Origin of the sequence: Streptomyces sp. NPDC088246 (assembly GCF_044741025.1) — a bacterium.
Lineage (GTDB): Bacteria > Actinomycetota > Actinomycetes > Streptomycetales > Streptomycetaceae > Streptomyces.
Window position 1 is genome coordinate 100,389 of the sequence record NZ_JBIURV010000025.1, and the last position, 25,777, is coordinate 126,165.

The following is a 25,777-nucleotide window of genomic DNA, read 5'->3' on the forward strand; positions in this document are numbered from 1 at the left end:
GGAGCGGGCGCCTCGGCGTAGAGGAGGGGGTCAGCCCGTCACCGGGCCGGCCCCCTCCTCCGTTGTGTGGTGACCCGCTCAGTCCACGTCCGTCGGCAGCCAGCCCGTCTGGATCAGGGAAGGCGCGCTGCGGCGGGAGACGAACAGGCCGCGGCCCGGCGGCAGCGGGCGGGCCTTCACATCGCCGAGGAGTTCGCCCTCACCGGGATGGCCGGACAGGACGACGCCCTGCGCGCCGAGCTCCTTGAAGCGCTGGACGAAGGGCTCGTACGAGGAGCGGCCGGCCCCCGCGCTGCTGCGGGCGATGATGAAGTTCACCCCGGCGTCGCGGGCGTACGGCAGATTGTCGACCAGCATCGCCATGGGGTTGTTGGAGGACGTGGCGACCAGGTCGTAGTCGTCGACGATGATGAACGCCCGGGGCCCCCGCCACCAGCTGCGCGTGCGCAGCTGCTGCGGGGTCACATCCGGTCCGGGGATGCGGCTGCTGATGAGGGTGTTCATGTCGTTGAGGTACTTCTCGAACGCGTTGTGAGTCGTCGCGTATCCGACCAGGTACGGCTCGGGCACGCACTCCAGCAGGCTGCGCCGGTAGTCACCGACGCAGATCAACGCCTCCTCCGGGGTGTACCGCTCGGTGATCTGCTTGATGAGCAGCCGCAGCAGGGCGGTCTTCCCGGACTCCGACTCACCGAAGACCGCGAACAGCGGGTCGGTGTCGAAGTCGACCAGGACCGGTGCGAGGTTCATCTCGTCGATGCCGATCGCGACACCACCGCGCGACCGGTCGGGGCCGCTCGGCAGCTCGCGCGCGGACAGCTTCCTGGGCAGCATGCGGACCTGCGGGGCGTGCGGGCCGGGCCAGTTGTCGGACGAGGCCCGGACGAAGGCGCTGGTGGCCTCGGACAGGTCGTCGCCGGAGCCCGCGGAGTCGTCGATGCGCGGCAGCGCACCCATGAAGTGGAGCTTCTCCGCCGTCAGGCCGCGGCCCGGTGTGCCGACGGGGACGTTCACCGCTACCTTGCGGTCCAGTTCGGAGTCGGTCGGGTCGCCCAGGCGCAGCTCCAGCCGGTTGAGCAACTGGTCCTTGAGCGCTGCCCGCATCTCCATGTACCGGGCGACGGTGGCGATCAGGTGTACGCCCAGCCCCAGGCCCCGGGCAGCGATGTCGGCGACGACGGGCTCCAGGAACTCGTAGTCCGTCTTGAAGGACTGCCAGCCGTCGATGACCAGGAAGACGTCGCCCCACGGCTCGCCCGGCAGCCGGCCGGCGGCGCGGAGCTGGCGGTACGTGGTGATCGAGTCGATGTTGTTGTCCCGGAAGAACTCCTCGCGCCGGTTGAGGATCCCGGAGACCTCGGCGACCGTGCGGCGGATCTTCTCCGGGTCGAGCCGGGAAGCCACCCCGCCGACGTGGGGCAGGCCCTCGACGGCGATCATGCCGCCGCCACCGAAGTCCATTCCGTAGAACTGCACCTCGTGCGGTGTGTGCGTGAGGGCGAAGGAGCCGATGAGGGCACGCAGCAGGGTGGACTTGCCGGAGCGGGGGCCGCCGACGATCAGCATGTGACCGGCGGCGCCGGAGAAGTCCCGCACCAGAGGGTCGCGCCGCTGCTCGAAGGGCTTGTCCACCAGACCGAACGGAACGACCAGGGCGCCGTTCTGCCCGTACTGCGGGGAGTGGAGTCCGCGCTCGGGCGTCACGGCCAGCGGGGGCAGCATCTGATCGAGGGACGGGGCTTCGGTGAGAGGCGGCAGCCATACCTGGTGAGCGAGGGGCCCCTGGCCCTCCAAGCGGCGGGCGATGACGTCGAGAACGGTGTCCGCCAGCGCATCGTCAGTTCTCTGTCCGGGCGCGAAGGAGACGCCCGGATCGGGCTCGGGGTAGTGGACCGCCACCGGAGTCGCGGTGAACAGCACGGGGCGGCGGTCGATGGGGAGTTCCCCGGTACCGGTGGTCGGGGCGACGCCCGGCCGGTAGGTACCCGACACGTAGGCGGCCTTGAAGCGGGTCATCCCCTCCGTGCCGAACTTCAGAAACCCGGAACCGGGGACCGAGGGCAGGTGGTACGCGTCGGGCACACCCAGAGCGGTACGGGATTCGGCGGCGGAGAACGTACGCAGGCCGATCCGGTAGGACAGGTAGGTGTCCAGGCCGCGCAGGCGGCCCTCCTCCAGGCGCTGCGAGGCCAGCAGCAGGTGCACGCCCAGGGACCGCCCGATGCGGCCGATCTGGATGAACATGTCGATGAAGTCGGGCTTCGCGGTGAGGAGCTCGCTGAACTCGTCGATCACCAGGACCAGTGAGGCCAGCGGCTCCAGCGGGGCCCCGGCGGCGCGCGCCTTCTCGTAGTCGGTGAGGTTCGCGTAATTGCCCGACGCCCGAAGGAGCTCCTGACGGCGCTGCAGCTCACCCGTGATGGAGTCCCGCATACGGTCGACCAGGGTGAGGTCGTCCGACAGGTTGGTGATGACCGCGGCGACGTGCGGAAGCTCGGACATCCCGGCGAACGTCGCGCCACCCTTGAAGTCGGCCAGGACGAAGTTGAGCGTCTCGGAGGAGTGGGTGACCGCCAGGCCCAGCACCAGGGTGCGCAGCAGCTCGGACTTGCCGGAACCGGTCGCTCCCACGCACAGCCCGTGCGGGCCCATGCCCTCCTGCGCGGCCTCCTTGAGGTCGAGCATGACGGGCGAGCCGTCCTCGCCGATGCCGATCGGTACCCGCAGCCGGTCGGCCGTTGAACGCGGCCGCCAGACGGTCGCGGTGTCGACCGCGGCCGGATCACCGATTCCCAGCAGATCCGTGAAGTCCAGGTTGGCGAGCAGCGGCTCGTCGTCCTCGGCGCCGCTGCCCATCCGTAGCGGGGCGAGCTGACGGCCCAGGGCCTCCGCGGTCTCGACCGGCAGGAAGTCGGGCGTGCCGTGATAGGTGGCTGCGGCAGACTCCAGCCGCAGCCGGCCCGGCCGTACGGCGATGTTCAGTCCGCCGCGGGGTTCGTCCAGCTCTTCCGGAACGATCTCCACGACGGTCACGCCCTGGAGCCCCTCCGGAGAGGCGAGCAGCGACTCCGCCGGCACGAAACTGCCGTCCAGCACGATGACGACGTGCGGCTGGTCGAGGAGCGGTGACCCCTCGCGATTGAACCTCGACCGGCCCGCCAGGGTGTTCTCGAGAAGTGCCTCGACTTCCATCAGGTTGTCGCCGAACAGCCGCTTCGTGCCGGCCCCGTCGGAAGACCCCGGAACCTGGGTGTGCGGCAGCCACTTCGTCCAGTCCCACTGGTCCGTGACATCCCGGGACGCCACGACCGCGACCATGAGGTCGTCGGGTGAGTGCAGCGCGACCAGTCCGGCCACCATCGCGCGGGCGGAATCGCGTACCGAACCCGGCTCGCCCGACACCACGACGTGGTAGAAGGCGCGAAGAGATACCGCCATGGGAAGCCGGTCGAGCGAACCGTGCGTGGCCAGGAACTGGTGCATGGCACCGGCCGACAGCGGCTCCAGCTCATCCAGCGGCGCGGTGCTCGGAGCCACCAGCGGTGTCCACAACTGCTGCGGTCCCAGACCGATGCGGACCTGTCCGAAGTCCTTGTCGCCGATCCGCCGCTCCCAGAGCCGCTCGCCCTCGGCGACCAGCGACCACAACTGGTCCGGATCCGGATGCAGATAGAACTGCGCGTCCCGCTGGATCCGCGCGGTACGGCGTACCTTCCGCCGGGTCTGCGCGAGATATTTCAGGTAGTCCCGGCGGCCCTCCGAGGCTTCGCCCTGGGTTCCCTTGCGGTGCCGCATCACCTGCGCTATCGCCATGGCCGCAGTCGACAGCAGCATCATGACGCCCATGATCTTCATGAACGGCTGTGAGCCGGGCATGAAGAAGAACACCACCGATGAGCCCATGCCGAGCATCGGCAGCAACTGCATGGCCATGCCCTCCTGCTGCCCACGCGGCAGTTCAGGAGGCGACTCGAGCCGCACCTCCGCAGCTGATGTCTCAGGTGGCATGGCTCGGGGCAGGCGCTTGACGACGATCTGGGTCACCGGCGAATCAATCCCTCAGTGCGGCCCGGAGAGTTGCGGGCCGGCACCCCCGTGGCAGCGACCTACCTCCGCGCGCCAATAATCCTACGTGTAGGCCATGGGAGAGACCCCGATAGGGTGGCGCCCTTGGCCCGGAGCGTGGTGTACAGCGAACGAGGGGATCCATCAGGTGAGTTCGACCCTGACAACCGGTTTTAGCCGAGTAACGGTCGTGGCACCGGACAGCCGTATCGATGTCGCCCTCCCGGACGATGTCGCTGTCGCCGATCTCCTTCCGGAGATCCTGCGGCTGACCGGCCAGGCCACACCACCGGGGGTACCTCCCGGCTACCACCTGGCCCGCCGCGACGGCACCCTCCTGGACGCCACCCACCCGCTGGCCGTCCAGCGGGTCCTGGACGGTGACGTCCTGCGGCTTCGGCCCTTCGCCGAATCGCTCCCCCCGGCCGTCTTCGACGATGTCGCCGACGCGGTCGCGTCCGCCGTCCGCCGCGACCGCGCACTGTGGAGCGACCAGCTGTTGGGCGTCTCCGGTCGCTTCGGTGGCGCGCTCCTTCTCGTGCTCATGGGCTTTGTGCTCTGGTTCGCCGACCCGGTCCGGCATGACATGCATGGACTGCCGGGCATCGTTGCCGCCGCCGTCGGTACGCTGCTCGTCACGCTCGCCGGCGTCAGGGCGCGGAGCTACGGCGACCGGGCCTCCGCGATCGCGCTCGGCCTCGCGGCTCTGCCGCACCTGATGATCGCCGGGTCCGGCCTCCTCGCGCTCGACCCGGGCACCGGTATCGGGCGTCTCCAGTTCCTGCTCGGCTGCGCCACGGTGCTCGTCGTCTCCGCCGGGCTCGTCGCCGCGATGCCGACCGGCGACGCCCCCTTCGTCGCCGTTGTCTTCGCCTCGGCGGTCGGCACCCTCGCGACGTTCTGCTCGATCCTCACCGAAGCCCGCCCCAGCGAGACCGCCGCTGTCTGCGCGGTCGTCGCGATCGGCGCCATCGCCTTCCTGCCCGGGCTCTCCGCGCGGGTGGCCCACCTGCCGATCGGCTACGCCGCCCCCCGCCCCACGACGGACGCCGACCTCGACAACGAGCCGGGCGTCGGCGAGCCCGATCCTGTCGACGCCGAACGCATCGCGGCCCAGGCCCGGCGCGGGCACGAGCTGCTGCTGGGCCTTGTCGGAGGCTGCTGCGTCGTGGTGGTCGCGGCCGCCGCTGTCCTGGGCTTCTCCAGTGACGTCTGGGGCCAGACCCTCGCGCTGGTCGCAGGCCTGGCCATGCTGTTGCGAGCACGGCTCTTCCGTTACACCGCCCAAGTCGCCGCCGTTCTGGGCGCGGGCCTCGCCGCCCTGGGCCTGCTGGTGCTGGGGCTGTCGCTCAATCCGCCTACCGGCGCTGTCATCAAGCTCCTGACGGAACAGGACCGAGGGCCGCTCGACATCCGTACCTTGTGGCTCGCCACGGCCGTCACGGCCGGTGCCGCCCTGCTGATCGGCATCGCTCTGATCATTCCGAAGAGGGGACTGTCACCCTTCTGGGGCCGTCTCTCCGACCTGGCCGAGGTGGTTCTCCTCCTCGCGCTCGTCCCCCTCTGCCTGGCCGTCCTCGACGTGTACTCCTCGGCACGCAGCATGACCAGCGGTTAGATTCCGAGCCCGGAACACGTTCGGCGCGATGCGCTGAACCCGGTACCCGCTTTCATCCTTCGCGACCGGGCCGCCCCCCAACACACACATCGAAGCGGTGAGGGCCGACGCGCGCTCGGCGACGACGTCCCGATGGCCCGTCAGGCCGGTCAGAACGACCCTCGTGACGTCCGTTCTCATTCAACTGAGCCTCGCAGCGAGCCTGCGCGCCGGCCACGACAAGCCGTGACCGGCGAGGGCACGCGCACCAGTGGGGTGGGTGCGCCCGGCCCGCCGATGTCAGCCGAGCCGGTCGTGATCGGTCAGCACGGCGTCGATCACGCCCAGTTCGCGGGGCGGCCCGCTCCCGGGCCGCCCGGCGAAGCCGCGTACGACGCTGTACGGCGATGTGCCGCAGGAGCGGGTTGCGGCGGCTGCCGCGTCCGACGGACACCTCCCGGAGCTGCTTACCGTGTTGTCGGACTGAGCCGTATGCCCTCAGCCCGGCCGCGCCGCCGCTCGATGCAACAGATCATCGAGGACCGCAGACGAGCATCCGTCATCGGCCGGGCAGCCGAACTCGACGCCTTCCGGCGTAACTTCTGCCTTCTCTGAGTGCACCCGGGGGGTAGCCCTACCCGGAAGTGGGCAGGTAGCGGGATCACTTCGGGCGGCCGCACCCGGAGATGCTGGGCACCGCACACGCCACCGGTTCCCCTCGATCTGGCAGGAGTTGTTTCGTGCACGAGCAGACATGGCAGAGGTTCCGCTCCCGCGGCGGGAGGCGGGGCGTTCGGCGCAAGGCCGTGTCGGCCGCGGTCGCGGTGATCGCCGGTGTCATGACGGTGGGTGCGTTGGCGCCGCCGGCGGCCTCCGCAGCGACCAGGCCGGACACCGTCCAGCAGAGCCTGAGCGCGCTGGTGCGCACCGACGGCATGCCCGCCGCGCTGGCGAGCGTCAAGGGCCGCGACGGCCGTGAGGGCCGCACCCGTACCTACACCGCGGGGGTCGGCGACCTGGCCACCGGCTCGAAGGTGCCCAGGGACGGGCAGGTACGGGTCGGCAGCAACACCAAGACGTTCACCGCCGTGGTCATGCTGCAGCTGGTCGGTGAGGGGAAGGTCGGCCTCGACACCGCGATCGACACCTATCTGCCGGGCCTCGTACGCGGGGACGGGATAGACGGACGCCGCATCACCGTCCGCCAACTCCTCCAGCACACCAGCGGACTTCCCGAGTACACCGGCGATCTGGACCGCACCACTCTTCAGCACCGGTACTACGAACCCCGGGACCTTCTCGATATCGCCCTCAAGCACAAGGCCGACTTCCCCCCGGGCGCGAAATGGGAGTACAGCAACACCAACTACCTGCTGGCGGGCCTGATCATCCAGAAGGTCACGGGCCGGCCCCTCGGCGAGGAGATCACCCGGCGCGTCATCGACCGCGTCGGACTGCGCCACACGTACTTCCCCGCCCCAGGTGACATGACCATTCGCGAGCCCCACCCCAAGGGCTATTTCAGGGATTCGGCGGACGGGCCCCTGCGCGACTACACGGAAATGGACCCTTCCTTGGGCTGGGCGGCAGGCGCGGTGATCTCCACCAATACCGACCTCAACCGGTTCTACACCGCGCTCCTCGGGGGCCGCCTCCTCCCGGCGGCCCAGCTCGCCGAGATGCGCACCACCGTCCCCGCCGACTATCTCGGTACCGGCGCTCGCTACGGACTGGGGCTGGCGAGCAAGCCGCTGTCGTGCGGCGGTGTGTACTGGGGCCACGGCGGCGACATTCCTGGATACGAGACCCGGGGCGGTGCCACCGACGACGGACGCGCCGCCAGTGTCGCGGTGACCGCCATGCCGACCGACGAGGCTGTCGTGAAGCGGGTGGAGGCCGCCGTGGACACCGCCCTGTGCCGCTGAACCGCAGGGCGAGTCGGCCCGTGCTCCGGAAGTCGCCGGTGCGCCGGGCCGGCCGGGAAGCCGCCTAGGTACTGCAACCGCATGTGGAGGTCGTGGCCTCGTCGTTGGTAGTGGCAGCGGCGGGCCCCCAAACCTCGAAAGTCGGCACCCGAACCTGGGCTCGGCTTCCCGGTTGCACAGAAGCGGGAGAATGTGCGTCGGCCGTGGTGATCGCGGAGGGGCGACGGTCGGCGTGCGGTGCGGGAGCGGCCCGTGCGCGGCGCGCACGGGCCGTCGCGGCTGTCAGTGGTCGTTGACGAAGCTCACGTAGTAGGAACCGTTTCCGCCCGCGCCCTCGAAGTTGAGGGCAATCCGGGAGTACTCCGCCAGGTTGTACCTGCCGCCTTCACTGGCCTGATGCGTGGCGCAGGTGCCCTTGCCACCGCTGGCCTTGAGCTTGTAATGATCGACGTTGTCGGTGATGTCCATGACCGCCACCCAGGCCGAGTGGCCGTTCGCGGACGTGTCGCACACGCGGATGATGTCCCCGTGCTCCTTCACGTAGACCTTGACGCCCGTGCCTGAGTACGTGTGGTCCCAGGTGATGGCGCCGGCGGACGGCGCGGTGACCGCGGTCAGCCCGGTCAGGGCGGCGGCGCCGAGCAGTGCGGCGGCAGTGCGGCGGCCGAGACGGGCGCGCCTGGTGACGGTGGGGCGTGTGGTGGTGTAAGACATGGGCCCTCGCGGATCGTTGGTCTGATGAAGTGCTCACTCTATGAGCCGAGCGATGTCGCGTCGTGCCGCGCACGCCGCCCGGTTCCCGGGGCGGACTCGGGCGTACGCGTACCGCGTTGAGACGGTCGGGGCAACTGAAACGGCCTGGTGTGCGACATCCCGCGTCTGAGCTTGGCGTTCAACCTCCGCCCGTGTGCGGCCCGTTGGTCACGGGCTTCGCCATTCACCGGACAGTGGGGCGGCCTTTGCGTGATCACGTCTTCTCGCTGAAGTCGGCACTGATCACAACATGCACCCGCTGCTGAGCCCACGCTCGGCCTGGGCCGACCACCCCGCCCCGAAGAGGTCCGCCCCCACACCGGCCCCCTGTAGGACCCATGCGGCGCGTCACATCACAACAGGGCAATCGTTGCCTGACGCGGCACTACGAGTTGGTAGCTTTCGGATCCCGGCCACCGGGGAGCACAGGATCCACACCACGCTCAGCACCGCCCCGGCCGTGCCCACCCACAGTGCGGTCCGCAGCCCGGCCGCCTCCCCCAGCGCCCCGCCCGCCAGGGCTCCGAGGGGCCGGAAGCCATGGTTCAGGGTTCGGTAGGCGCCCGTCACGCGAGAGCGCAGCGCGTCGGGTATGAGCGCCATCTGGAGCGAACCGGCCGCGATGTCGACGAACATCACGCCGACGCAGGAGACGAACTCGGCGACGAAGAGCGTCCCGAGCACCACCGGCAATGCCCCGCCCGCGAGCGGCACCAGCATCAGCGGCACGGTGAAGAGGGCGAACCCCGCGACGACGGACGGTCCGACGCCGATCGTCCGGACGACCGCCCCGCTGACCGCCGCCCCGATCAGCCCACCCACCGCAGCGGCACTGAGCACGGCTCCGAACATTCCCGCGCTGAGGCCCAGTTGACGTGTCGCGTACAGCACGAAGAGGGTGTGGAAGATGTAGTTGAAGAACTGCACATTGCCCGACGCAATGAACATCGCGCGCATCGAGGGCTCCCGGAACACCCAGCGCATCCCCGCCGTGAAGTGTCCCTTGGCCCGCTCGACGGGCGGCGGCTCCACGGACCGGATGCGCGCGAGCTGCCCGGCCGAGACGACGTACGTGAGTGCGTCCGCGAGCAGCGCCACGGGCGCGGTCAGGATCTGCACAAGCACGCCGCCCACACCGGGACCCGTGAGCCAGGCCATCGAGCGGCTGCCGTTGACCAGGGAATTGCCCTCCACGAACTGCTCGGTCGGCACCAGTGACACGAACAGTGTCGCGTTGCACACCTCGAACAGCACCGTCAGCGCACCGATCCCGAAGGCCACGCCGTACAGCTGCCAGAGCGTGAGGGCGTTCAGCGCGTACGCCACCGGGAGCGAGACCAGCAGCACGGCTCGTGCCAGATCGGTGGCGATCATGACGTCCCTGCGCCGCCCGCACCGGTCGGCCCAGGCCCCCGCCGGAAGGTTGAACAGCAGCGCGGGCAGCAGCTCGACGGCCTTCAGCCAGCCCATCTCCGCCGCGTCCGCCCCCAGGACGAGCACGGCGGCGAGCGGGATGGCGATCAGTGATATCTGGTCCCCCGCCAGTGAGACTGCCTGTCCCGTCCAGTACCGCCGGAACGCCCGGTCCCGTAGCAGCGCGGGTATCAGCGCTTGAGGCCGCTTCACGACGCGTCCTCGGGAGCCACGTGGGCGATCCGCAGGAACTCCACGATGCGCGCGCCCTCGGGCCGCAGCGCCGGATCGTCGTTGCGCCCGTCGTATGCCCTCAGCAGTTCCCTGATCCGCTCGCGCAGCTCGACCAGTTCGCCGGCGGTCAGATACAGCTGGTGGTCGCCGAACTCCTCCGCCTCCCGCCACTCGCGCGGCAGCCGATGACGCTGTTCCATGGCACGCGTCAGGCGTTCGAAGTACAGCTCGGCCACCGTCGTGCTCAGCGCCACGGCCGCCTCGTCCACGGCCGTATCGTCGGAGTGCGCCGGCCACGACGTGTACTTGGCGACGGCTCGCCACGGCTTCTCCCGGCCCTGCCCACCGCCGGCCTGCTCGACCAGCCCGTACTTGGCGAGCATGCGCAGGTGGTAGGAGCAGCTGGCGACGGACTCGCCGATCAGCTCGGCGGCCCTGGTGGCCGTGGAGGGTCCCTCCCGGCGCAGCATTCCGACGAGCCGCATCCGCGTGGGGTGCGCGTACGCGCGCAATGCGCGGGGGTCGCTGAGCACGGTCTCCCGCACCGGCGTATCCGGCACGCCGGTGGGCTGCTCATGGGGCTCACCGGCTTTACATGCTTCACGTGCCTGATCGGCTTGGTCTCCAGTCACCATCTAAAGGTATCTTTAGAAAGATTCCTTTGCCAAGGTTTCTTTATCGACGCCTGTGGAACCGCGAGGGCGGCGAGGCGGTCGACGGCGGGATGCCGGAACCCGGATGCGCCGCGCGGGCAGCATCACGCTTCCGTGGACGGCGCCCGGGGCTTGGCACCGGCTTTCGTTCCGATGTTCCGAGCGCCGCGTGACCGGTGGTCTGGCTTCGGCCGGTCACGGACCCGCGGCGATCGCGCGCCGGACCGGGGCGCTGCGCATCACTCTTTCCGGCTTCGGTGGGCAGGGTGATGCAGGCGCCGGAACTGCTGCCTCTGGTCGGGCAGTTGACGGGTTGAGAGGGATACCTGGACATAATTCGCAGGCGTGCGGCAACGGCAAGGACCTAATCTGCCCGCTATGACCGACTGGAAGAGCGTCGAGGCCGCCGACTGTGCCGTGCCCACTGACCGGCCCATGGACGACCTCGTCCGCGAGCTGTCCCGTGCCCTGGCAGATCCCGATCCACTGGTCCGGGACGGCGCGCCCTACACCGTCCTCGCGACCTGGATCGCCCGCGGGGCGATCGGGACGTCCCGGCGGCTGGAGCTGGGGGACGAGATGGCCACCCGGTTCACCGACCCGCGGGTGGAGGCCCGCACCTTCGCGCCCCTCGTGCTCGACATGCTGGTGGCCGCGGGGGACTTCAAGGCCGGCTGGGTGGACGCGTTCGAGCACTGGTACCCGGCGGAGCAGGATCTGCGTGGCCACGACGAGACGCTCGGCTGGCTTCACGCGGTGGCGCACGGCGCGGACCTGCTTGCCGGCTTCGGCCGCCACCCCGAGGTGGCGCCGGTGCGGATGCTGGACCTCGCAGCCGCGCGGCTGACGGCGCCCACCGACCACGTCTACGACCAGATGGAGGACGACCGCCTGGCCCGGGCGATCGCCCGGGTCCTCACCCGCACCGACCTGAGCGAACGCGACGCCGTCGGCTGGCTGGATCCGATCGCCGACCGCTTCGGGGCCGATCGCATCAGCACCCCGGTGCCCGCTCACATCAGCAACTGCCTGCGCACCCTGCGCCTGCTCTACATCCTCGCCGACCGGGGCGTGCGCCCCACCAGCGAACTGCCCGCGGAACCCCTTCACCACCGCGACGCGGTCAAGTCCGGCATCGCCACCGTCCTCGACCGGATCGTCAGACGCTGACCGACGGCACCCGGTCCGGCCGGGCAGACCGGTGCGCACGCCCTCCACGGACGACGGGGATGGCGCTGATCGCGCACACCGGCCTCGTCCTCCTCCCCGCTCAACCCTTGCCCGCCCCGTCGCCGCCCCGTCGCCGCCGGGTCCCGCAGCGGACGCAGGCCCCCGCCGCCCCGGGCAGACCTGATCACGTAAAGGCCGCCCTGCTGTCCGGAGAACGGCGAAGCCCGTGGTCAACCCCCCAGCGACTTCCCTGGCTTCTGCCGCAGGTACCGCAGCGCTCTCCCCGGCGCCGCGCGCCCCGACTCCTCGCCGAATTGTGGCGACACGCTCTGTCATCTGGCCGCAGTCAGCTGTTGCGCGGCCAGCTGTTCGATAGTCGGCTCAGGGTCAACCCGCGCTCCCTGGCCAGTTGAGCAAGGTGGTCGCGCGTCTCTTTCGGTACGTGAATGGTCATAGCAGCCATGGAGCCACTACAGCCCATGGGCGACTGCCGTTCCGAGACCTGGAAATCCCCGGAGAATGCCGTTCAAAAGTGATCGCAGGATCTACTCCGTACATTCCGTTCAGGCCCACAACCGGTCGTTCCGGTTCGATTACAGTGCTGCGCGTCAAAGCTGCGCAGTCGTACGCGGACCGCTTGCACGGACGGCTTACGCGGAGGGGGAGGGGCACGGTGAGCACAGGGACCACAGCCGTGTGGGGCCGTGCCGAGCAGCAGGACTTCCGCAGCCGGGTACGCGGCGCTCTGCTGGGCGGGGCCATCGGCGACGCGCTCGGCGCGGGCGTCGACGGTCTCACGCTCGAAGAGATCCGGGCCGCCCACGGCGCCGAAGCCGTCACCGACTTCGTACCCGCGCACGGCGGACGCGGCACCGTCACCGCCGTCACCCAGCTCAGTATGTTCACCGTCGACGGGCTGATCCGCGCCCAGGTCCGCCGCGACACCGGTGCCTGGCACCCGCCCACCGATGTGCACCGGGCCCATCTGCGGTGGGCGGCCACGCAGCGCGACTGGGGGCCTGACGAGCGGCGCAAGGACAACGGCTGGCTCGCCCTGCAGGAGTGGCTCTACGCCCGCCGCGCCCCCACCCGGGAATGCCTGACCGGCCTCGGCGACACCACCATGGGCACGCTCGACAAGCCCAAGAACCCCACCGCCCGGGACTCGGCGGCCCTCACCCGGTCCGCCCCGTTCGGGCTGCTCGTCGGCTGGGAGCCCCAGCTCGTCCTCCAACTGGCCGTCGAATGTGCCGCCCAGACCCACGGCCACCCCACCGCCCTGCTCTCCGCGGGCGCCCTCGCCGTCATGATGCACGGGCTGGCCCGCGGCGAGACCCTGGACGGCTCCGTCCAGCACGCGCTGGCCCTGCTCGTCGAGCGCCCGGGGCACGAACCGGTCACCGAGGCGCTGAAGCGGGCCCTCGGTACCGTACGCCAGGGCATTCCGGGACCGGCCCTGATCGAGTCGCTGGGTACCACGGACGCCGCCGAGGAGGTCCTCGCCGTCGCCGTGTACTGCGCCCTGGTCGGCGAGGACGTGCGGCACGGGCTGCGGCTGGCCGTCAACCACGGTGGACCTTCCGCGGCCACCGGGGCCCTGTGCGGGGCACTGCTCGGCGCGTTGCACGGCGAGACCGCGCTGCCGCCGGCCTGGCTCGCCGAACTGGAGGGCCGGGCCACCCTGCTGGAACTCGCCGACGACTTCGCGATGGAGATGACCCAGGGCCCCGCCCTGCACAGCCCGTCGGCCGCCGCGCCGGGCTGGCTGACCCGCTACCCGCGCGGCTGACCGGCTACCCGCGCTGACCCGCGCTGCTCACGGCTGACGCGCGCTGCCCATGCGGCCGGCACGCGGAGCACGGGCGAGGGCAGGGGTGCGGAAAAGAACGTGACAGTGAAACGGTTCTCTGTCACGTTCTTTTCCCCACCCCACCCCGTGGAGCGGCGAGCGTCAGTCCTTCACGCCCTCTGTGACCGCCGCGTCCCCCGGACCGGCCTGAGCCGGCACCGTCGCCCCGGCCGCCGAGCCGTCGCCGTCCGAGTTGATCTGCTCGATGATCGCGTCGCGCTCCGGGGTGTCCTCCGGCTTGATGAAGCCGATCACGATGTAGAGGACCAGCGAGATCGCCAGCGGCAGCGCGACCTGGTACTGCAGCGCGACATCCGTCTTCACCGAACCGTCGAAGTTGTAGTTGGTGAAGTAGAACGCCAGCAGACCCGCAGCCCAGCTGACGAGCGCCGCCGTCGGACCCGACTTACGGAACCTGCGCAGCAGGCCCAGCATGAACGGAATCGCGATCGGGCCCATCAGACCGGCGACCCACTTGATCACGACGGAGATGATGTCCTTGAACGTCGGCGAGTTGATCTGGGTGGCCAGCGCCATCGACAGACCGAGGAAGCCGAGCGTGGACACCCGGGCCGCCAGCAGACCGGTGCGGCTGCTCCAGGTGCGGGCCGCCTTCGAGAGGACCGGGGCGATGTCCCGGGTGAAGACCGCCGCGATGGCGTTGGCGTCCGAGGAGCACATGGCCATCGTGTGCGAGAAGAAGCCGACGACGACCAGGCCCAGCAGTCCGTGCGGCAGCAGCTGCTCGGTCATCAGGGCGTAGCTGTCGGAGGCGTCCGGCTTCTGCGCGTGGACCAGCAGCGGGGCGCACCACATCGGGAAGAACAGGACCGTGGGCCAGACCAGCCACAGCACGGCGGAGAGCCGGGCCGAGCGCTTGGCCGAGGCGGCGGAGTCCGTGGCCATGTAGCGCTGGGCCTGGTTCCACATGCCGCCGTTGTACTCGAAGGTCTTGATGAAGAGGTACGCCAGCAGGAAGGTCACGGTGTACGGGCCGGCCGTCGGGTTCGTGTGGCCCTCGGGCAGCTTGTCCCAGACCGTCCACAGGGTGCTGAAGCCGTCGAGCTCGGCCATGGCGGTGACGAGCATCGCGACGCCGGCGAAGAGCTGGATGACGAACTGCCCCAGTTCTGTGAGCGCGTCGGCCCACAGGCCGCCGACCGTGCAGTAGACGGCGGTGATGCAGCCGGTGATGAAGATGCCCTGCGTGATCGAGATGCCCGTGAAGACGGAGAGAAGGGTGGCGATGGCCGCCCACTTGGCGCCGACGTCCACGATCTTCAGCAGCAGACCGGACCAGGCGAGCGCCTGCTGGGCCTGGATGTTGTAGCGGTTCTTCAGGTATTCGAGCGGGGACGCGACATGCAGCCGCGAGCGCAGCCGGTTGAGCCGGGGGGCGAAGAGCTGGGCGCCGATGCCGATGCCGATGGCGATCGGAAGCGACCAGGTCACGAAGGACGTGACGCCGTACTGGTACGCGATACCGGCGTAACCGGTGAACATCACCGCGCTGTAGCCGGACATGTGGTGCGAGATGCCGGACAGCCACCACGGCATCTTGCCGCCTGCCGTGAAGAAGTCGCTGACGTTGTCCACACGCTTGTGGGACCAGAGCCCGATCGCGATCATCACGCCGAAGTAGCCGATGAGCACGACCCAGTCGAGACTGTTCATGTGCCCCCTCCTGGGGTCCGCCTTATGAACGGGTACGCACTTCGTCAGTACGGCCGCTCAGCGGGGCCCCCGTGCGGGAGCGGGGGCTTCGGGGATTGAACCGCCTGCCCGGTCCCTCGGTCAAGGTTTTTCGCGATCAGGGATGTGAACGCCGATCAGTAAGTCGAACGATTTTGCTTGGTCTTGACTCACGCGAGCGTTGTCGCGAACGTGACGGCGGCCACACGATGAGCGGGCACTTCGTCAGGCTGTGCAGAGCGTCAGGAGTACCGAGGAGCGCAGAAAGACCGCACGGGATGCGGGTCCCGTGCGGCCGAGGGGGAGGAGAGCCGGCCTTGTGAAATGGCCTTGCGAAGCGGCCTTGTGGACCGGTGTTGTGAACCGTCCTACCGCATCAGCTCGCCGGCATTGACCAGCAGGGACTGCCCGGTGATCGCCCGCGCCCGGTCCGAGGCCAGGAACGCGGCGGCCTCGGCCACGTCGCCGTCCGTGGCAAGGTCCGGAAGCGCCATGCGCTCGGTGAGCCTGCCCAGCACCTCGGCCTCGGGCACACCCTCGGTGTGTGCCGTGAACCGTACGTACGCCTGCACCGGTGGACCCCACATCCAGCCGGGCAGCACCGTGTTCACCCGGATCCGGTGCGGGCCGAACTCCCGCGCCATGGAGTACATCGCCGAGGTGAGCGCCCCCTTCGAGGCCGCGTACGCCGCCTGCTGCACCTGGGACGGTGCGGCCACCGAGGACTGCGTGCCGATGACGACCACCGAGCCGCCCCGCTCCTTGAGGCCGGGCAGGCAGGCGCGGGTCATCCGTAGTGTGCCGAGCAGATTGACGTCGATGACCGACTGCCAGGTGGTGAAGTCGGCGTCCTCGATCCCGCCGAAGTAGCTGTCCCAGGCGGCGACATGGACCACCGCGTCGATCCGTCCGAACCGCTCCAGCGCCAGTGCGGCGAGCGCCTCGCACTGCGCCTCGTCCGTGATGTCGGTGGCCAGATGGGCGGTGCGCCGGCCTTCCGGGTCGATCTCCGCGGCCGACTTGGCGAGATTGGCGGCGGTACGTGCCCCGAGCACGGCGCTGCCACCGTCCCGTACGACCGTCGCCGCGACCTGGTGCCCGAGCCCGGCGCCCACCCCGGACACGACGACGGTCTTCCCCGCGAGCAACATCGGTGGCCTCCCGGCTCTGGCAGTTCTTCTGACGGGGCGTCAGAGTAGGACGCCGCTGCGGAGTACGGAAGGGGAACGGCATGAGCGACGAGACGCGGAGTGACACCTACGCCGAACTGGCCGCGCTGGGACCGTACGGAGTCCATCCCGGCCACGCACTGATCACCATGGTCGAACCGCACCCGGGCCATGAATACGCGTACAACAGATGGTACGAAGACGATCACTACTACGCAGGCGCGATGGCGATGCCCTGGATGTTCGCCGGGCGGCGCTGGGTGGCCACCCGGGAGCTCCAGGAGTTGCGCTACCCGCAGGAGTCCGCGGTCGCGCAGCCGGTCGGCGCGGGATGCTACCTGTCCACGTACTGGGTGACGGACGGGCGCTACGACGACCACATGAAGTGGACCGTCGGGATCAACAAGCGGCTGAACCGGGACGGCCGGGTCTACCAGGACCGAACCCATGTGTTCACCGCGTTCCAGGACCACGAGGCGACGGTCTACCGGGACGGCGCCGCGGGGCCCCGGGACTTCCACGCACTCGACCACCCCTACCGCGGGCTGGTCCTTCAGGTGATCGACGCCGAAGGGGCGGAGCAGCGGGCCGAATTGCTGGAATGGCTGCGCTCGCGGCATCTGCCGAAGCGGCTGGGCGGCTCCCCGACGGCGATGGTGACCGTCTTCCGCCCCACGCCGCTGCCGGGTGACCGGATGACCTATGTGAAGCAGGTCGAGGGCGTCGACACCCGGCTGACCTTGCTGTGGTTCCTTCAGGAGGACCCGCGGGACTGCTGGGACGGTCATTTCGCCGGGCTCGACGCGATGGTCGAGGAGTCCGGCCTGGGGCGGGTGGAGTTGGTGGCGCCGTTCATTCCGACCGTGCCCGGCACCGATCTCCACGTCGATCAGTTGCGCTGAGAGCCCCGGATCTCCGGGGCAGACATTTCCCGGCCGGGTATTTCCCGGTCAAGTATTCTCCGGGTCAAGCATTCTCCGCGTCGGGCATTCTTCGGGTCGGGCATCGAGCCCCCTCGGCCAGGACGGCGGACCAGTCGAGAGGGCTACCGGCAGCACCGGAAGCGATGCTGCGATGCGAACGGTGGAAAGTATCGGTCAGGCGTCGACGGCACCCGTGCCGACGTCACGTACGAAGGCGTTCCACGCTGCGGGGACGAACGTGATCGAAGGACCCTCGGGGGCCTTCGAGTCGCGTACGGCAATAGCTTGTGCGAGAGGGGACTTGACTTCGACGCAGGCGCCGTTGCCCCCGGAATACGAGGACTTCGTCCACTTGTCCGTAGCACCCTGACGAATGGCCATGTTCACTCCGGTTCAGAGAGTCGCGTGAATGACACCAACAGGTTCCGGTTGGCGTGATCGACGCTACTCGCCAATTCTCTTGAGTGAAGGGGTCGTTCACTCGACCGGATGGTATAAACCATCAAGGTCTTCCATTGTGGGCGGGCGGCGGTGTACCTTACCGCCGCCCCTCCCGTAACTTCGCTTCATTTCCCGCAAACCGGACTTTGTGGGCTGTCCGGTTTTACGCGCCCGAGCGCCCGGCGTACTCCTTCGCGATGTCGCTGATGAAGTGCCGGGTCTGCTCCACATTCAGCGCTTGTGCCCGCAGGTGCTCGTACATGACGCTGTACCGCTGCACATCATTGGCTTTCTCCAGATACAGGTCGCTGGTGACGCCCTCGATATAGACGACACTGGAGTCCGCGGCGTCCGGGAATTCCAAAATGGCGTACTGGCCGTTGATGCCGGGGTGCGCGCCCATGTCGAACGGCAGCACCTGCACGGTCACATGTGGCAGCTGCGACAGCTCGACCAGCTGCTCCAACTGCTCGATCATCACCTGCTTGCCGCCGACCAGCCGGTGCAGCGCGGACTCGTCGATCACCGCCCACAGTCGCAGCGGATTTTCCGGGGAGGTGATCCGGTCCTGGCGGCGGGCCCGGACGCTGACGCGCTTGTCGATGTCGGCGGGCGGGGCCTCCGGCAACGCGCCGCGGATCAGCGACTCGGCGTAACTTCGGGTCTGCAACAGGCCGGGGATCACCTGGGGTTCGTACACCCGCAGCGACTCGGCATCGGTCTCCAGGCCGATGTAGACGCTGTACGGGATGTCCCCGAAAGCGTGCCACCAGCCTTGCTGACGCGAGTCCTTGGCCATCTCCATGAGCGAGTCGACGATCCGGCGATCCTCGACCTCGTACACCCCGCAGAGATCACGTACATCGCGCTGGCTGATGGAGCGGCGGCCGTTCTCCAGGCGGCTGATCTTCGACTGCGAGACAAGCAGCCGCTCCGCCACCTCCTCGGCCGTCATGCCCTTGAGTTCGCGCAGTCGGCGCAATTCCTGGCCCAATCGGCGTCGCCTGACGGTGGGATTGACGTTGGACGGCACGGAAACGGCACCTCCGGCTATGTAGCTGTGCGTATCTACTGCTGAGCAGATTGCCACCCATGCCCCCGGCCGCGCTGGGAAATGGCGACACGCAGGCGCGCGGGGCAGCCGAGATTTCCGGCTGCCCCGCGCTTGGTGCGGCTCCCGAACCGGGTCTTGGGGACGACGGCGCGGCGGTATTCGGTTGGTGCTGCGGTGCTGCGGTGCTGCGGTGCTGCGGTGCTGCGGTGCTGCGGTGCGTGTGGCGACGGGGGCGGTCCTAGTGGGCCGCGGTGTGCGCCATACTGCCGCGGCGTGACTGCGACTGCACTTGCGGTTGCAACGGCACTCCGGCCGCCTGGTTACGGCGCGGCTGTGCGACCGCCCCGTTCTGGACGTCCATCACGGCATGCGCCACGAGCCCGCCCATCGGGTCGTGTCTGATCAGGTCCCGGAGCCGGGAGCGCGATGAACGCCCCTCGTTCCCGGGATACAGGTGCTTGCCGAGTCCGACCGCGTGGGCCAGCGCGGCGAGCGCCGCGGTCCGCGGGTCCGGCGGTACGCCGGTGCGGATCGCACTGTCCAGCCTGGATCTGATGTCCCGGCTGATTGCCGTGTCCGTCGCCTGGTAGCGAGTCGTCGGCAGCACTCCGCACATCTGGCCCGCCACGGCATGCACCATGCCGCATCGCTCCAGATGAGCGAGGTAGATCTGACGCAGCCCCAGCCGGGGCCCGCCAATCCAGTGGACCGCCCGAACCGGGCTGCCGCGCCGGCGCAGCAGTTCCAGTGCGGAGTCCAGAGTCGGATCTCCTGTCGGCCGTGGCATCACCACGGCGATACGATCCCCGTCAGGGGCTATCCGTCCTGCCAGAGCCAGCTCCACTAGCTGAGCTCCGGCGAGGCCGAGGTCGAGCGACTGCGGCTGCGCTGTGGTACCCGTGGCCGGGTCCAGAGCGAGCAGCAGAAGCTCCTCCGGAATTGTTCTGCGGCTCCTGCCCATCCATGCCTCCCCGCGTGGATGAATGACAGGGTGACCCCTCTCACATTGGTCTGTCGAGGGCGCCTGGGTGCTTTGCGTGGGAACCAGTAGGTATGTCGTTCTCGTCTAGCAGCCGGGCCGGTGGTTCACACGGGACACTGGTAGATGGTTCGGACAGCGCGGGGATGTCCCCGCGCCGCATGGAGGAGGCATCGGTGGCGGACGAGTCCCCCGACAAGTCGAAGCAGCAGAAGTCGTCGGGCACGGCTCGGAGCGAGAGCGATCCGCGGCTTTCCGTCTTCCGTGAACCGTCCGCCGGGGCGGGAGCCGGCGGCGGGACGGACACGGCGACGGCCGTTTTCCGCACGGGACCGGTCCCGTCGGGCGACGGTGAGGACGGCCAGGGCCCGGAGCAGCCGGAGGCCTCCGGGGCTCAGGAAGGCTCCTCGGGCGCTGAAGGCGCTGAGGCCGCCAAGGGGGCGGGGGAGGCCGCTGAGGTCCCGGAGGGGGCCTCTGAGTCCTCCAACGAGTCCTCCGAGGCCGCCGAGTCCTCGAAGAGCGTGGAGAGCGCGGAGAGCGTGGACGTCGCCGAGTCCTCGGAGGACGCGGACGTCGCCGAGCCTGCTGATGCCGCTGCGCCCGGGGAGGACGACACGCGGCTGCGTGCGGCGGTCGCTGCGTGGGTGACGAAGGACGACGACCAGAGCGACGAGGGCCCGAAGGGCGACGACGACGCGAAGGCCGCCACGTCCGAGGACGAGACCGCGCCCGACGCGGATGCGGACACCGGCGCGGATGCCGGCGCCGCGTCGGAGGGCGATGCGCCCGAGCCGGTCACTCCGGCCGACGCAGCCTCGGACAAGGCGACCGCGTCGAATGGCGCCGACGCCGACGCCGCAGACGAGCCCTCCGACGACGCATCCGAGGACACGGAAGGCGCCGAAGACGCCGAAGCAGCTTCAGGAGCCGACGCCGAGGACACCGCCGGCGCGGACAGCAAGGCACGCAAGGCCGACAAGCCGGACACCGCTGAGGACAAGCGCGGAATCGATCAGCCGACCGCCGTCTTCAGGGCGCCTGCCGCGGCCAAGGTCGACCAGCCGACGACCGCGCTGAAGATCATCCCGCCCACCTCGAAGCCGGATCCGGACGCGGAGTCGAAGCCCGAGTCCGCCGCCGAGCGGACCAGCAAGTTCGTACCGCTGCGTGCGGACGACGTACGACCGGCGCCCGCGCCTCGCAAGCCCGAGGTGCCGGCAGCCGCCTCCGCCCAGGCGCCCGGCACACCGCCGCCCGCCGCCTCCCTCTCCGGAGCCGAGCGGACCACGCAGCAGCCGATGCCGCCCAGGCCGCCGCTCGACCTGCTGGCCGAGCTGACGAACACGCCTCCGCCGCCTCAGACGCCGGTCCGCACCGCTGTCCGCCGGGTCAAGATCTGGACCCCGCTGGTCCTTCTGCTGCTGATCGTCTTTGCGATCGTGCAGATGGTGCGCCCGCTTCCGGAACCCGAGCTCCAGATGTCGGCGAAGCCGACGTACACCTTCAAGGGCAGCAAGCCGTCCCTGCCGTGGCCCGGCGAGGGCCAGGGCTACATGGCGGCGACCGGCCTGGGCACGGTGGACTCGTTCGGCGAGCAGAAGGCCGTACCGATCGGCAGCGTGGCCAAGGCGATGACCGCGTACATCGTGCTCAAGGACCACCCGTTGAAGAGGGGCGAGAAGGGCCCTTCCATCAAGATCGACGCCAAGGCGGAGTCGGACGGCAAGCTGGACTCGGAGGGCGAGTCGACACTCAACACCGTCAAGGCCGGGGACAAGCTCACGGAGCAGGAGGCACTCTCCGCGATAATGATCCCCTCCGCGAACAACATCGCGAGGCTGCTGGCGCGCTGGGACGCGGGTTCCGAAGAGGCGTTCGTCAAGAAGATGAACGACACCGCCAAGTCGCTCGGCATGACGAACACCACCTACACCGATCCGTCCGGTCTCAACGCGACCACGGTGAGCTCGGCCGAGGACCAGGTGAAGCTCGGTCAGAAGCTGGTGGAGATCCCGGCGCTGATGGACATCACCAAGCTGCCGTCGTGGACCGACCCGTCGGGCAAGAACTGGCGGAACTACAACACTCTCGTTCCGTACAACGGTGCGCTCGGCATCAAGACCGGCTCCACCACCAAGGCCGGTGGCAACCTGCTCTTCGCCGCCCACAAGATGGTCGGCGACACCGACCAGCTGATCGTCGGCGCCGTGCTGGGCCAGCACAAGCCCGCCATCATCGACACCGTCAACGCGGTGAGCAAGGAAGCCATGGTCGCCACCCAGGATCTGCTGACGAGCGCCAAGGTCGTGAAGAAGGGCGATGTGGTCGGCACCGTCTCCGACGGACTGGGCGGCAGCACCCCGGTGGTCGCGACCAAGGACGTGTCGGCGGTCGGCTGGCCCGGTCTCACGGTCAGGATCGAACTGACCGACGACGGAAAGACGATCCCGCACTCGGCGGCAGCAGGCACCCACGTCGGAACGCTCACCGTGGGTGAGGGCACCAGCCAGGTGAAGGTGGCCGTCGCGCTGCAGAGCGATCTGGCGGAGCCGGCGTTCGGGGACAAGCTGACCCGGATCAGCTGACCGGCCGGATGGCCGAAACCGCCCGGTAACGGGAAGAGGGTGCCGATCCCGGCACCCTCTTCCCGACTGCGTACGTGTTAGCGTCCCGGAGCAACTCAAGGACGCTTGGAAGGCGTCCTCACAGGCGTACGGGACACGGGGCCGGCGGATACGGGGAGACGGGGAGAGCCGTAGTGACCACCGCGGGGCCGAAGCCCGGCCATGAGGCGGCCGACAGCGCAGGCATGAGGGGCAGCAGCGGCAATACGCGGACAGCCGCGCCCGATCCGGTCGCCCCCGAGCCACGCACCGCCCCGTCCCGGCGGACCCGCGCCGAGCGACTGCTTCGGCATCCGGTGACGATCGCGACGGCAGCCGCCGCGGTCACCCACGTGCTCTGGTTCTTCTTCTTCGCGAACAGCGGCGGCGACCTCGCTGCCCAGGACGCCTGGGCCGAATTCGTCGGCCGGCACCCCGGTACGGCGTACAACCTCGCCTGGTACGGGGGCATGCACCCCGTCTCGTACAGCGTCGTGTCGCCGTATCTGATGTCGGTGCTCGGCGTGCGTACGACGATGATGGTCGCCGGGACCGTGTCGGCGGCGCTGACCGCGCTGATCCTGGTCCGGGTGCGGGCCGTCCGCAATCCGCTCGCCTGCTCGCTCGCCGGGGTGTTCGCGTATCTGTGCAACGCGCTGTCCGGGCGGGTGACGTTCGGGCTCGGCATGATGTTCGCGGTGGGTGCGGTGGCCGCGGTGTTCTGCTGGCCGTACCTCCGGTGCGAGCACCGGCTCCACCGGAGCAGCTGTCGCTGCGCCCCTCGTAGGAGGTGGGCGAAGGCGGCCGTCGCCGCCCCGCTCGCCGGGCTCGCGACGGCGAGCAGCCCCGTGGCCGGACTGTTCCTGGGAGTGGTCGCCGCCGCGCTCTTCCTGAACAAGCGGCGCCCCGGGGCGTACGCGCTGGGCCTGGCCCCGGTCGCGGTCGTGGCGCTGTCCGCGTGGCTGTTCCCCTTCTCCGGTACGCAGCCGATGTCGATCGCGACCCTGTCGCTGCCGTTCCTCTTCGCAGTCCTGGTCTTCGTCCTCGTACCGCGCGACTGGAAGACGGTCCGTACCGCAGCCGGCGTGTACGGCGTCGGGACGCTGCTGACCTATGTGGTCGACTCGCAGATCGGCTCGAACGTTACGCGGATGGCGATGTTGTTCGCCGGTGTGGTGCTGCTTGCCGCCCTGCCGTACACGGAGCCGCGCTCCCGGCGCTGGTACGCGCTGGTTCTCGCGTTCGTCGGGCTGAACTTCTGGATCGGCTTCAAGGGCGTCGACGACATCGTCCGGACCGCCCCCGCAGCCTCCTGGACGCGTGAGCTGGCCCCGCTGGTCAATGAGCTGCAGGAGGTCGGCGCGGAGCGCGGCAGGGTCGAGGTCGTGCCCGCGAGCAGCCACCGGGAGGCATCCGCGCTCGCGCCGTACGTCAATCTGGCCCGTGGCTGGAACCGCCAGGCGGACATGGAGCGCAACCCGCTCTTCTACGACGACACCCTGAACAGCGCCGGCTACCGCGAGTGGCTCGACCGCTGGGCCGTGCGCTACGTGGTGCTGCCCAAGGGGACACCGGACTCCACCGGCGCGGTGCAGGAGGCGGAGCTGGTCGACCAGGGGCTGCCGTATCTGAAGCCGGTCTGGTCGGACGCCAACTGGCGGCTCTTCGAGGTCGACAGCCCGGTGCCGCTGGCCGATCCGCCGGCCACGGTGGACCGGGCAGAGGCGGGTGAGCTGACCATCCATGTGAAGACGCCCGGCCGGATCCTGATCCGCATCCCGTACTCGCGCTGGCTCGCCCTGGTCGACGACAAGGGCAAGAGCCTGGAGCGGCCGCAGGAGACCGAGGAGTCCAAGCAGCGCGAGGACGAGAGCAGCCCGCGGACCTTCGTCAACACCAACGGCTGTCTGAACAAGGTCGCGGAGGACGAGGACGGCGACGAGTGGACGGAACTGCTCGCGCCGCGGCCGGGCGTGTACCGGCTGGCCGCGCCCTACCAGCTGTCACCCGGCACGCCGTGCCCGGAGGAGCTGCGCTGAATTCGGCCGCCGCCGCAGCGCGGTGGTGCGAGCCGATCGTGCGCGGTCCCTCCCCGCGGGCGCGACGCCCCGGCATGGTGTGCTGCCACGAGGTGTCAACGGTGCGGCGATGAACAACGTGGCGCGCTGCTTTGCCGTGCAGCTGATCGACCGGGGGCGGGACCGGGGCGACGAGGAGAGGGCGGGCGCGCATCACGCGGCGGCGCAGCTGAAGTTCTCCTGCCGCTGATCCGGTTCGGGGTTCGGGGGTCCGGCGGCTCGATGGCCGGGAAACGCCACCGCGGGGCCAACTCTGCGTCCATAGTTGACGTATGAGCCTGACCACAGACGGAGAGCCACCCGGCCCTGTGCGGTTCTACCTGGCGTGCGACCGCAGCAGCTGCCGGGCACGGGCCGTGTTCGACCTGGTCATCGCGGAGCCACCGCCGGACATCGAGACGGACCTGTTCGGCCATGTGCTGCACAGTGCGACCGTTGCCTCTCCGTACATCGAGCAGCTCGGATGGATATTCATCCAGCAGGAGGGCTACTGGTGCCCGAACTGCGCCTCACCGGGCCGGCGCCCGAGGTCGAAGGACGTCACGTCGTCCTGAACCAGGAAAGGGTCCGCAACGGTTCGGCCGGGACCGAAGCTTCCCGGATCTAGCGTCGGACCATGACGCAAACGAAGCACGCACCGGACGTACTCGACACACCCGGCGCCCCCGATGTCCTCGACGCCCCCGGCATCCTCGAAGACGCCCCGGCGACGGACGACCGCGACCCCGCGCAGATCCTGACGGCCATGGTCGACCACGTCCTGGCCCTCGCCGCGACCTGGACCGCCTGGGACGGCCGCCCCGTCCCCGCCGACGACCGGATCTACACCCCGCACAAGGCGATCCGCCGCGTCGCCGACCACATGGTCGACCATCTCGCGGAGATGGAGGCCAGGCTCGTAGGAGAGGAGACACAGCCCGACCACTGGCACGCCTCGGCGACCACCACCGAGGCGGACCTCGCCCCGTTCACCGGGGCCGACCTCGACGAGGCGCGCAGCCGGCTCGCCCGGCTGGCCAGGATCTGGGCGAACCGCCTGGACGCCCTGACGCCCGACCAGCTCGACAGGTCGCCCGGAACGGGGTGGACCTTCCGACAACTCGCCTTCCACCTCGAGGGGTCGGCGTACTACGCGGACTCCGTGGGAGACCTGGCGGCGGACTGAGCATCCGCCTCCCG

General features: G+C 69.6%; 19 protein-coding genes and 1 pseudogene. 11 read left to right on the forward strand and 9 right to left on the reverse strand.

What is annotated here, in order from left to right; translation table 11 throughout:
- Positions 1–78: 78 nt before the first annotated feature.
- Complete coding sequence (eccCa, locus tag ACIPEK_RS30315; RefSeq protein ID WP_402002407.1) at positions 79–4,044, reverse strand: type VII secretion protein EccCa; 3,966 nt, start codon at positions 4,042–4,044, stop codon at positions 79–81.
- Between the two features lie 169 nt (positions 4,045–4,213).
- Here eccCa and eccD point away from each other — a divergent pair, with 169 nt between their 5' ends.
- From eccD to ACIPEK_RS30330, 3 genes are all read left to right on the forward strand, one after another.
- The gene (gene eccD, locus ACIPEK_RS30320; protein WP_402002409.1) at positions 4,214–5,683 is read left to right on the forward strand and encodes a type VII secretion integral membrane protein EccD; all 1,470 of its coding nucleotides are present in this window, start codon (positions 4,214–4,216) and stop codon (positions 5,681–5,683) included.
- A 471-nt stretch (positions 5,684–6,154) separates the two neighbouring features.
- Positions 6,155–6,277 carry a hypothetical protein gene (locus tag ACIPEK_RS30325; RefSeq protein WP_402002412.1) on the forward strand — a complete coding sequence of 41 codons (123 nt, stop codon included), beginning with the start codon at positions 6,155–6,157 and terminating at the stop codon, positions 6,275–6,277.
- Between the two features lie 191 nt (positions 6,278–6,468).
- Complete coding sequence (locus ACIPEK_RS30330) at positions 6,469–7,587, forward strand: serine hydrolase domain-containing protein (RefSeq protein ID WP_402002506.1); 1,119 nt, start codon at positions 6,469–6,471, stop codon at positions 7,585–7,587.
- Positions 7,588–7,869: 282 nt separating this feature from the next.
- On the opposite strand, the gene ACIPEK_RS30335 is transcribed toward ACIPEK_RS30330, so the two are convergent.
- From ACIPEK_RS30335 to ACIPEK_RS30345, 3 genes are all read right to left on the reverse strand, one after another.
- Complete coding sequence (locus tag ACIPEK_RS30335; RefSeq protein WP_383067097.1) at positions 7,870–8,301, reverse strand: hypothetical protein; 432 nt, start codon at positions 8,299–8,301, stop codon at positions 7,870–7,872.
- A 387-nt stretch (positions 8,302–8,688) separates the two neighbouring features.
- Positions 8,689–9,966: an MFS transporter gene (locus ACIPEK_RS30340; protein WP_402002415.1), complete on the reverse strand. Its 1,278-nt coding sequence runs from the start codon at positions 9,964–9,966 to the stop codon at positions 8,689–8,691.
- Positions 9,963–10,547 (reverse strand): helix-turn-helix domain-containing protein, encoded by a 585-nt coding sequence (locus ACIPEK_RS30345; protein ID WP_383067103.1) that lies wholly within the window; start codon positions 10,545–10,547, stop codon positions 9,963–9,965. Before ACIPEK_RS30345 ends, ACIPEK_RS30340 begins: the two co-directional genes overlap by 4 nt.
- Before the next feature lie 471 nt (positions 10,548–11,018).
- Here ACIPEK_RS30345 and ACIPEK_RS30350 point away from each other — a divergent pair, with 471 nt between their 5' ends.
- A complete protein-coding gene (locus ACIPEK_RS30350) occupies positions 11,019–11,810 on the forward strand; it encodes a DUF2785 domain-containing protein (protein ID WP_402002418.1) in 792 nt (263 codons plus the stop codon).
- Positions 11,811–12,483: 673 nt separating this feature from the next.
- A complete protein-coding gene (locus ACIPEK_RS30355) occupies positions 12,484–13,599 on the forward strand; it encodes an ADP-ribosylglycohydrolase family protein (RefSeq protein WP_402002421.1) in 1,116 nt (371 codons plus the stop codon).
- A 162-nt stretch (positions 13,600–13,761) separates the two neighbouring features.
- Here ACIPEK_RS30355 and ACIPEK_RS30360 read toward each other — a convergent pair whose 3' ends face one another.
- Both ACIPEK_RS30360 and ACIPEK_RS30365 read right to left on the reverse strand, forming a co-directional pair.
- Positions 13,762–15,333, reverse strand: coding sequence for a sodium:solute symporter family protein (locus ACIPEK_RS30360; protein ID WP_402002424.1), 1,572 nt, complete (start codon positions 15,331–15,333; stop codon positions 13,762–13,764).
- A gap of 386 nt (positions 15,334–15,719) precedes the next feature.
- Positions 15,720–16,502, reverse strand: a complete 783-nt coding sequence (locus tag ACIPEK_RS30365; RefSeq protein WP_402002427.1) for an SDR family oxidoreductase — start codon at positions 16,500–16,502, stop codon at positions 15,720–15,722.
- Between the two features lie 80 nt (positions 16,503–16,582).
- On the opposite strand from ACIPEK_RS30365, the gene ACIPEK_RS30370 reads away from it, so the two are divergent.
- A complete protein-coding gene (locus ACIPEK_RS30370; protein ID WP_402002430.1) occupies positions 16,583–17,422 on the forward strand; it encodes a hypothetical protein in 840 nt (279 codons plus the stop codon).
- A 195-nt stretch (positions 17,423–17,617) separates the two neighbouring features.
- Here ACIPEK_RS30370 and ACIPEK_RS30375 read toward each other — a convergent pair whose 3' ends face one another.
- The 3 genes from ACIPEK_RS30375 to ACIPEK_RS30385 all read right to left on the reverse strand — a co-directional run bounded on the left by ACIPEK_RS30375 (position 17,618) and on the right by ACIPEK_RS30385 (position 19,899).
- The gene (locus ACIPEK_RS30375; protein ID WP_093894221.1) at positions 17,618–17,824 is read right to left on the reverse strand and encodes a DUF397 domain-containing protein; all 207 of its coding nucleotides are present in this window, start codon (positions 17,822–17,824) and stop codon (positions 17,618–17,620) included.
- Positions 17,825–18,047: 223 nt separating this feature from the next.
- Complete coding sequence (locus tag ACIPEK_RS30380) at positions 18,048–18,917, reverse strand: helix-turn-helix domain-containing protein (protein ID WP_383067115.1); 870 nt, start codon at positions 18,915–18,917, stop codon at positions 18,048–18,050.
- 259 nt (positions 18,918–19,176) lie between these two features.
- On the reverse strand, positions 19,177–19,899 hold the full coding sequence (locus tag ACIPEK_RS30385) for a GPP34 family phosphoprotein (RefSeq protein WP_093894223.1): 723 nt from the start codon (positions 19,897–19,899) through the stop codon (positions 19,177–19,179).
- Positions 19,900–20,063: 164 nt separating this feature from the next.
- Between ACIPEK_RS30385 and ACIPEK_RS30390 the strand changes: the two genes are divergently transcribed.
- The 5 genes and pseudogenes from ACIPEK_RS30390 (at position 20,064) to ACIPEK_RS30410 (ending at position 25,763) form a co-directional block, all read left to right on the forward strand.
- Positions 20,064–22,502 carry a D-alanyl-D-alanine carboxypeptidase gene (locus ACIPEK_RS30390; RefSeq protein ID WP_402002435.1) on the forward strand — a complete coding sequence of 813 codons (2,439 nt, stop codon included), beginning with the start codon at positions 20,064–20,066 and terminating at the stop codon, positions 22,500–22,502.
- Positions 22,503–22,726: 224 nt separating this feature from the next.
- Positions 22,727–24,559: an MFS transporter gene (locus tag ACIPEK_RS30395; RefSeq protein ID WP_402002509.1), complete on the forward strand. Its 1,833-nt coding sequence runs from the start codon at positions 22,727–22,729 to the stop codon at positions 24,557–24,559.
- 130 nt (positions 24,560–24,689) lie between these two features.
- Positions 24,690–24,788 (forward strand): annotated as a pseudogene (locus ACIPEK_RS30400) (adhesin); the annotation flags it as partial.
- An 82-nt stretch (positions 24,789–24,870) separates the two neighbouring features.
- Complete coding sequence (locus ACIPEK_RS30405) at positions 24,871–25,152, forward strand: hypothetical protein (RefSeq protein ID WP_383067121.1); 282 nt, start codon at positions 24,871–24,873, stop codon at positions 25,150–25,152.
- 191 nt (positions 25,153–25,343) lie between these two features.
- A complete protein-coding gene (locus tag ACIPEK_RS30410; RefSeq protein ID WP_402002512.1) occupies positions 25,344–25,763 on the forward strand; it encodes a hypothetical protein in 420 nt (139 codons plus the stop codon).
- Positions 25,764–25,777: the final 14 nt, after the last annotated feature.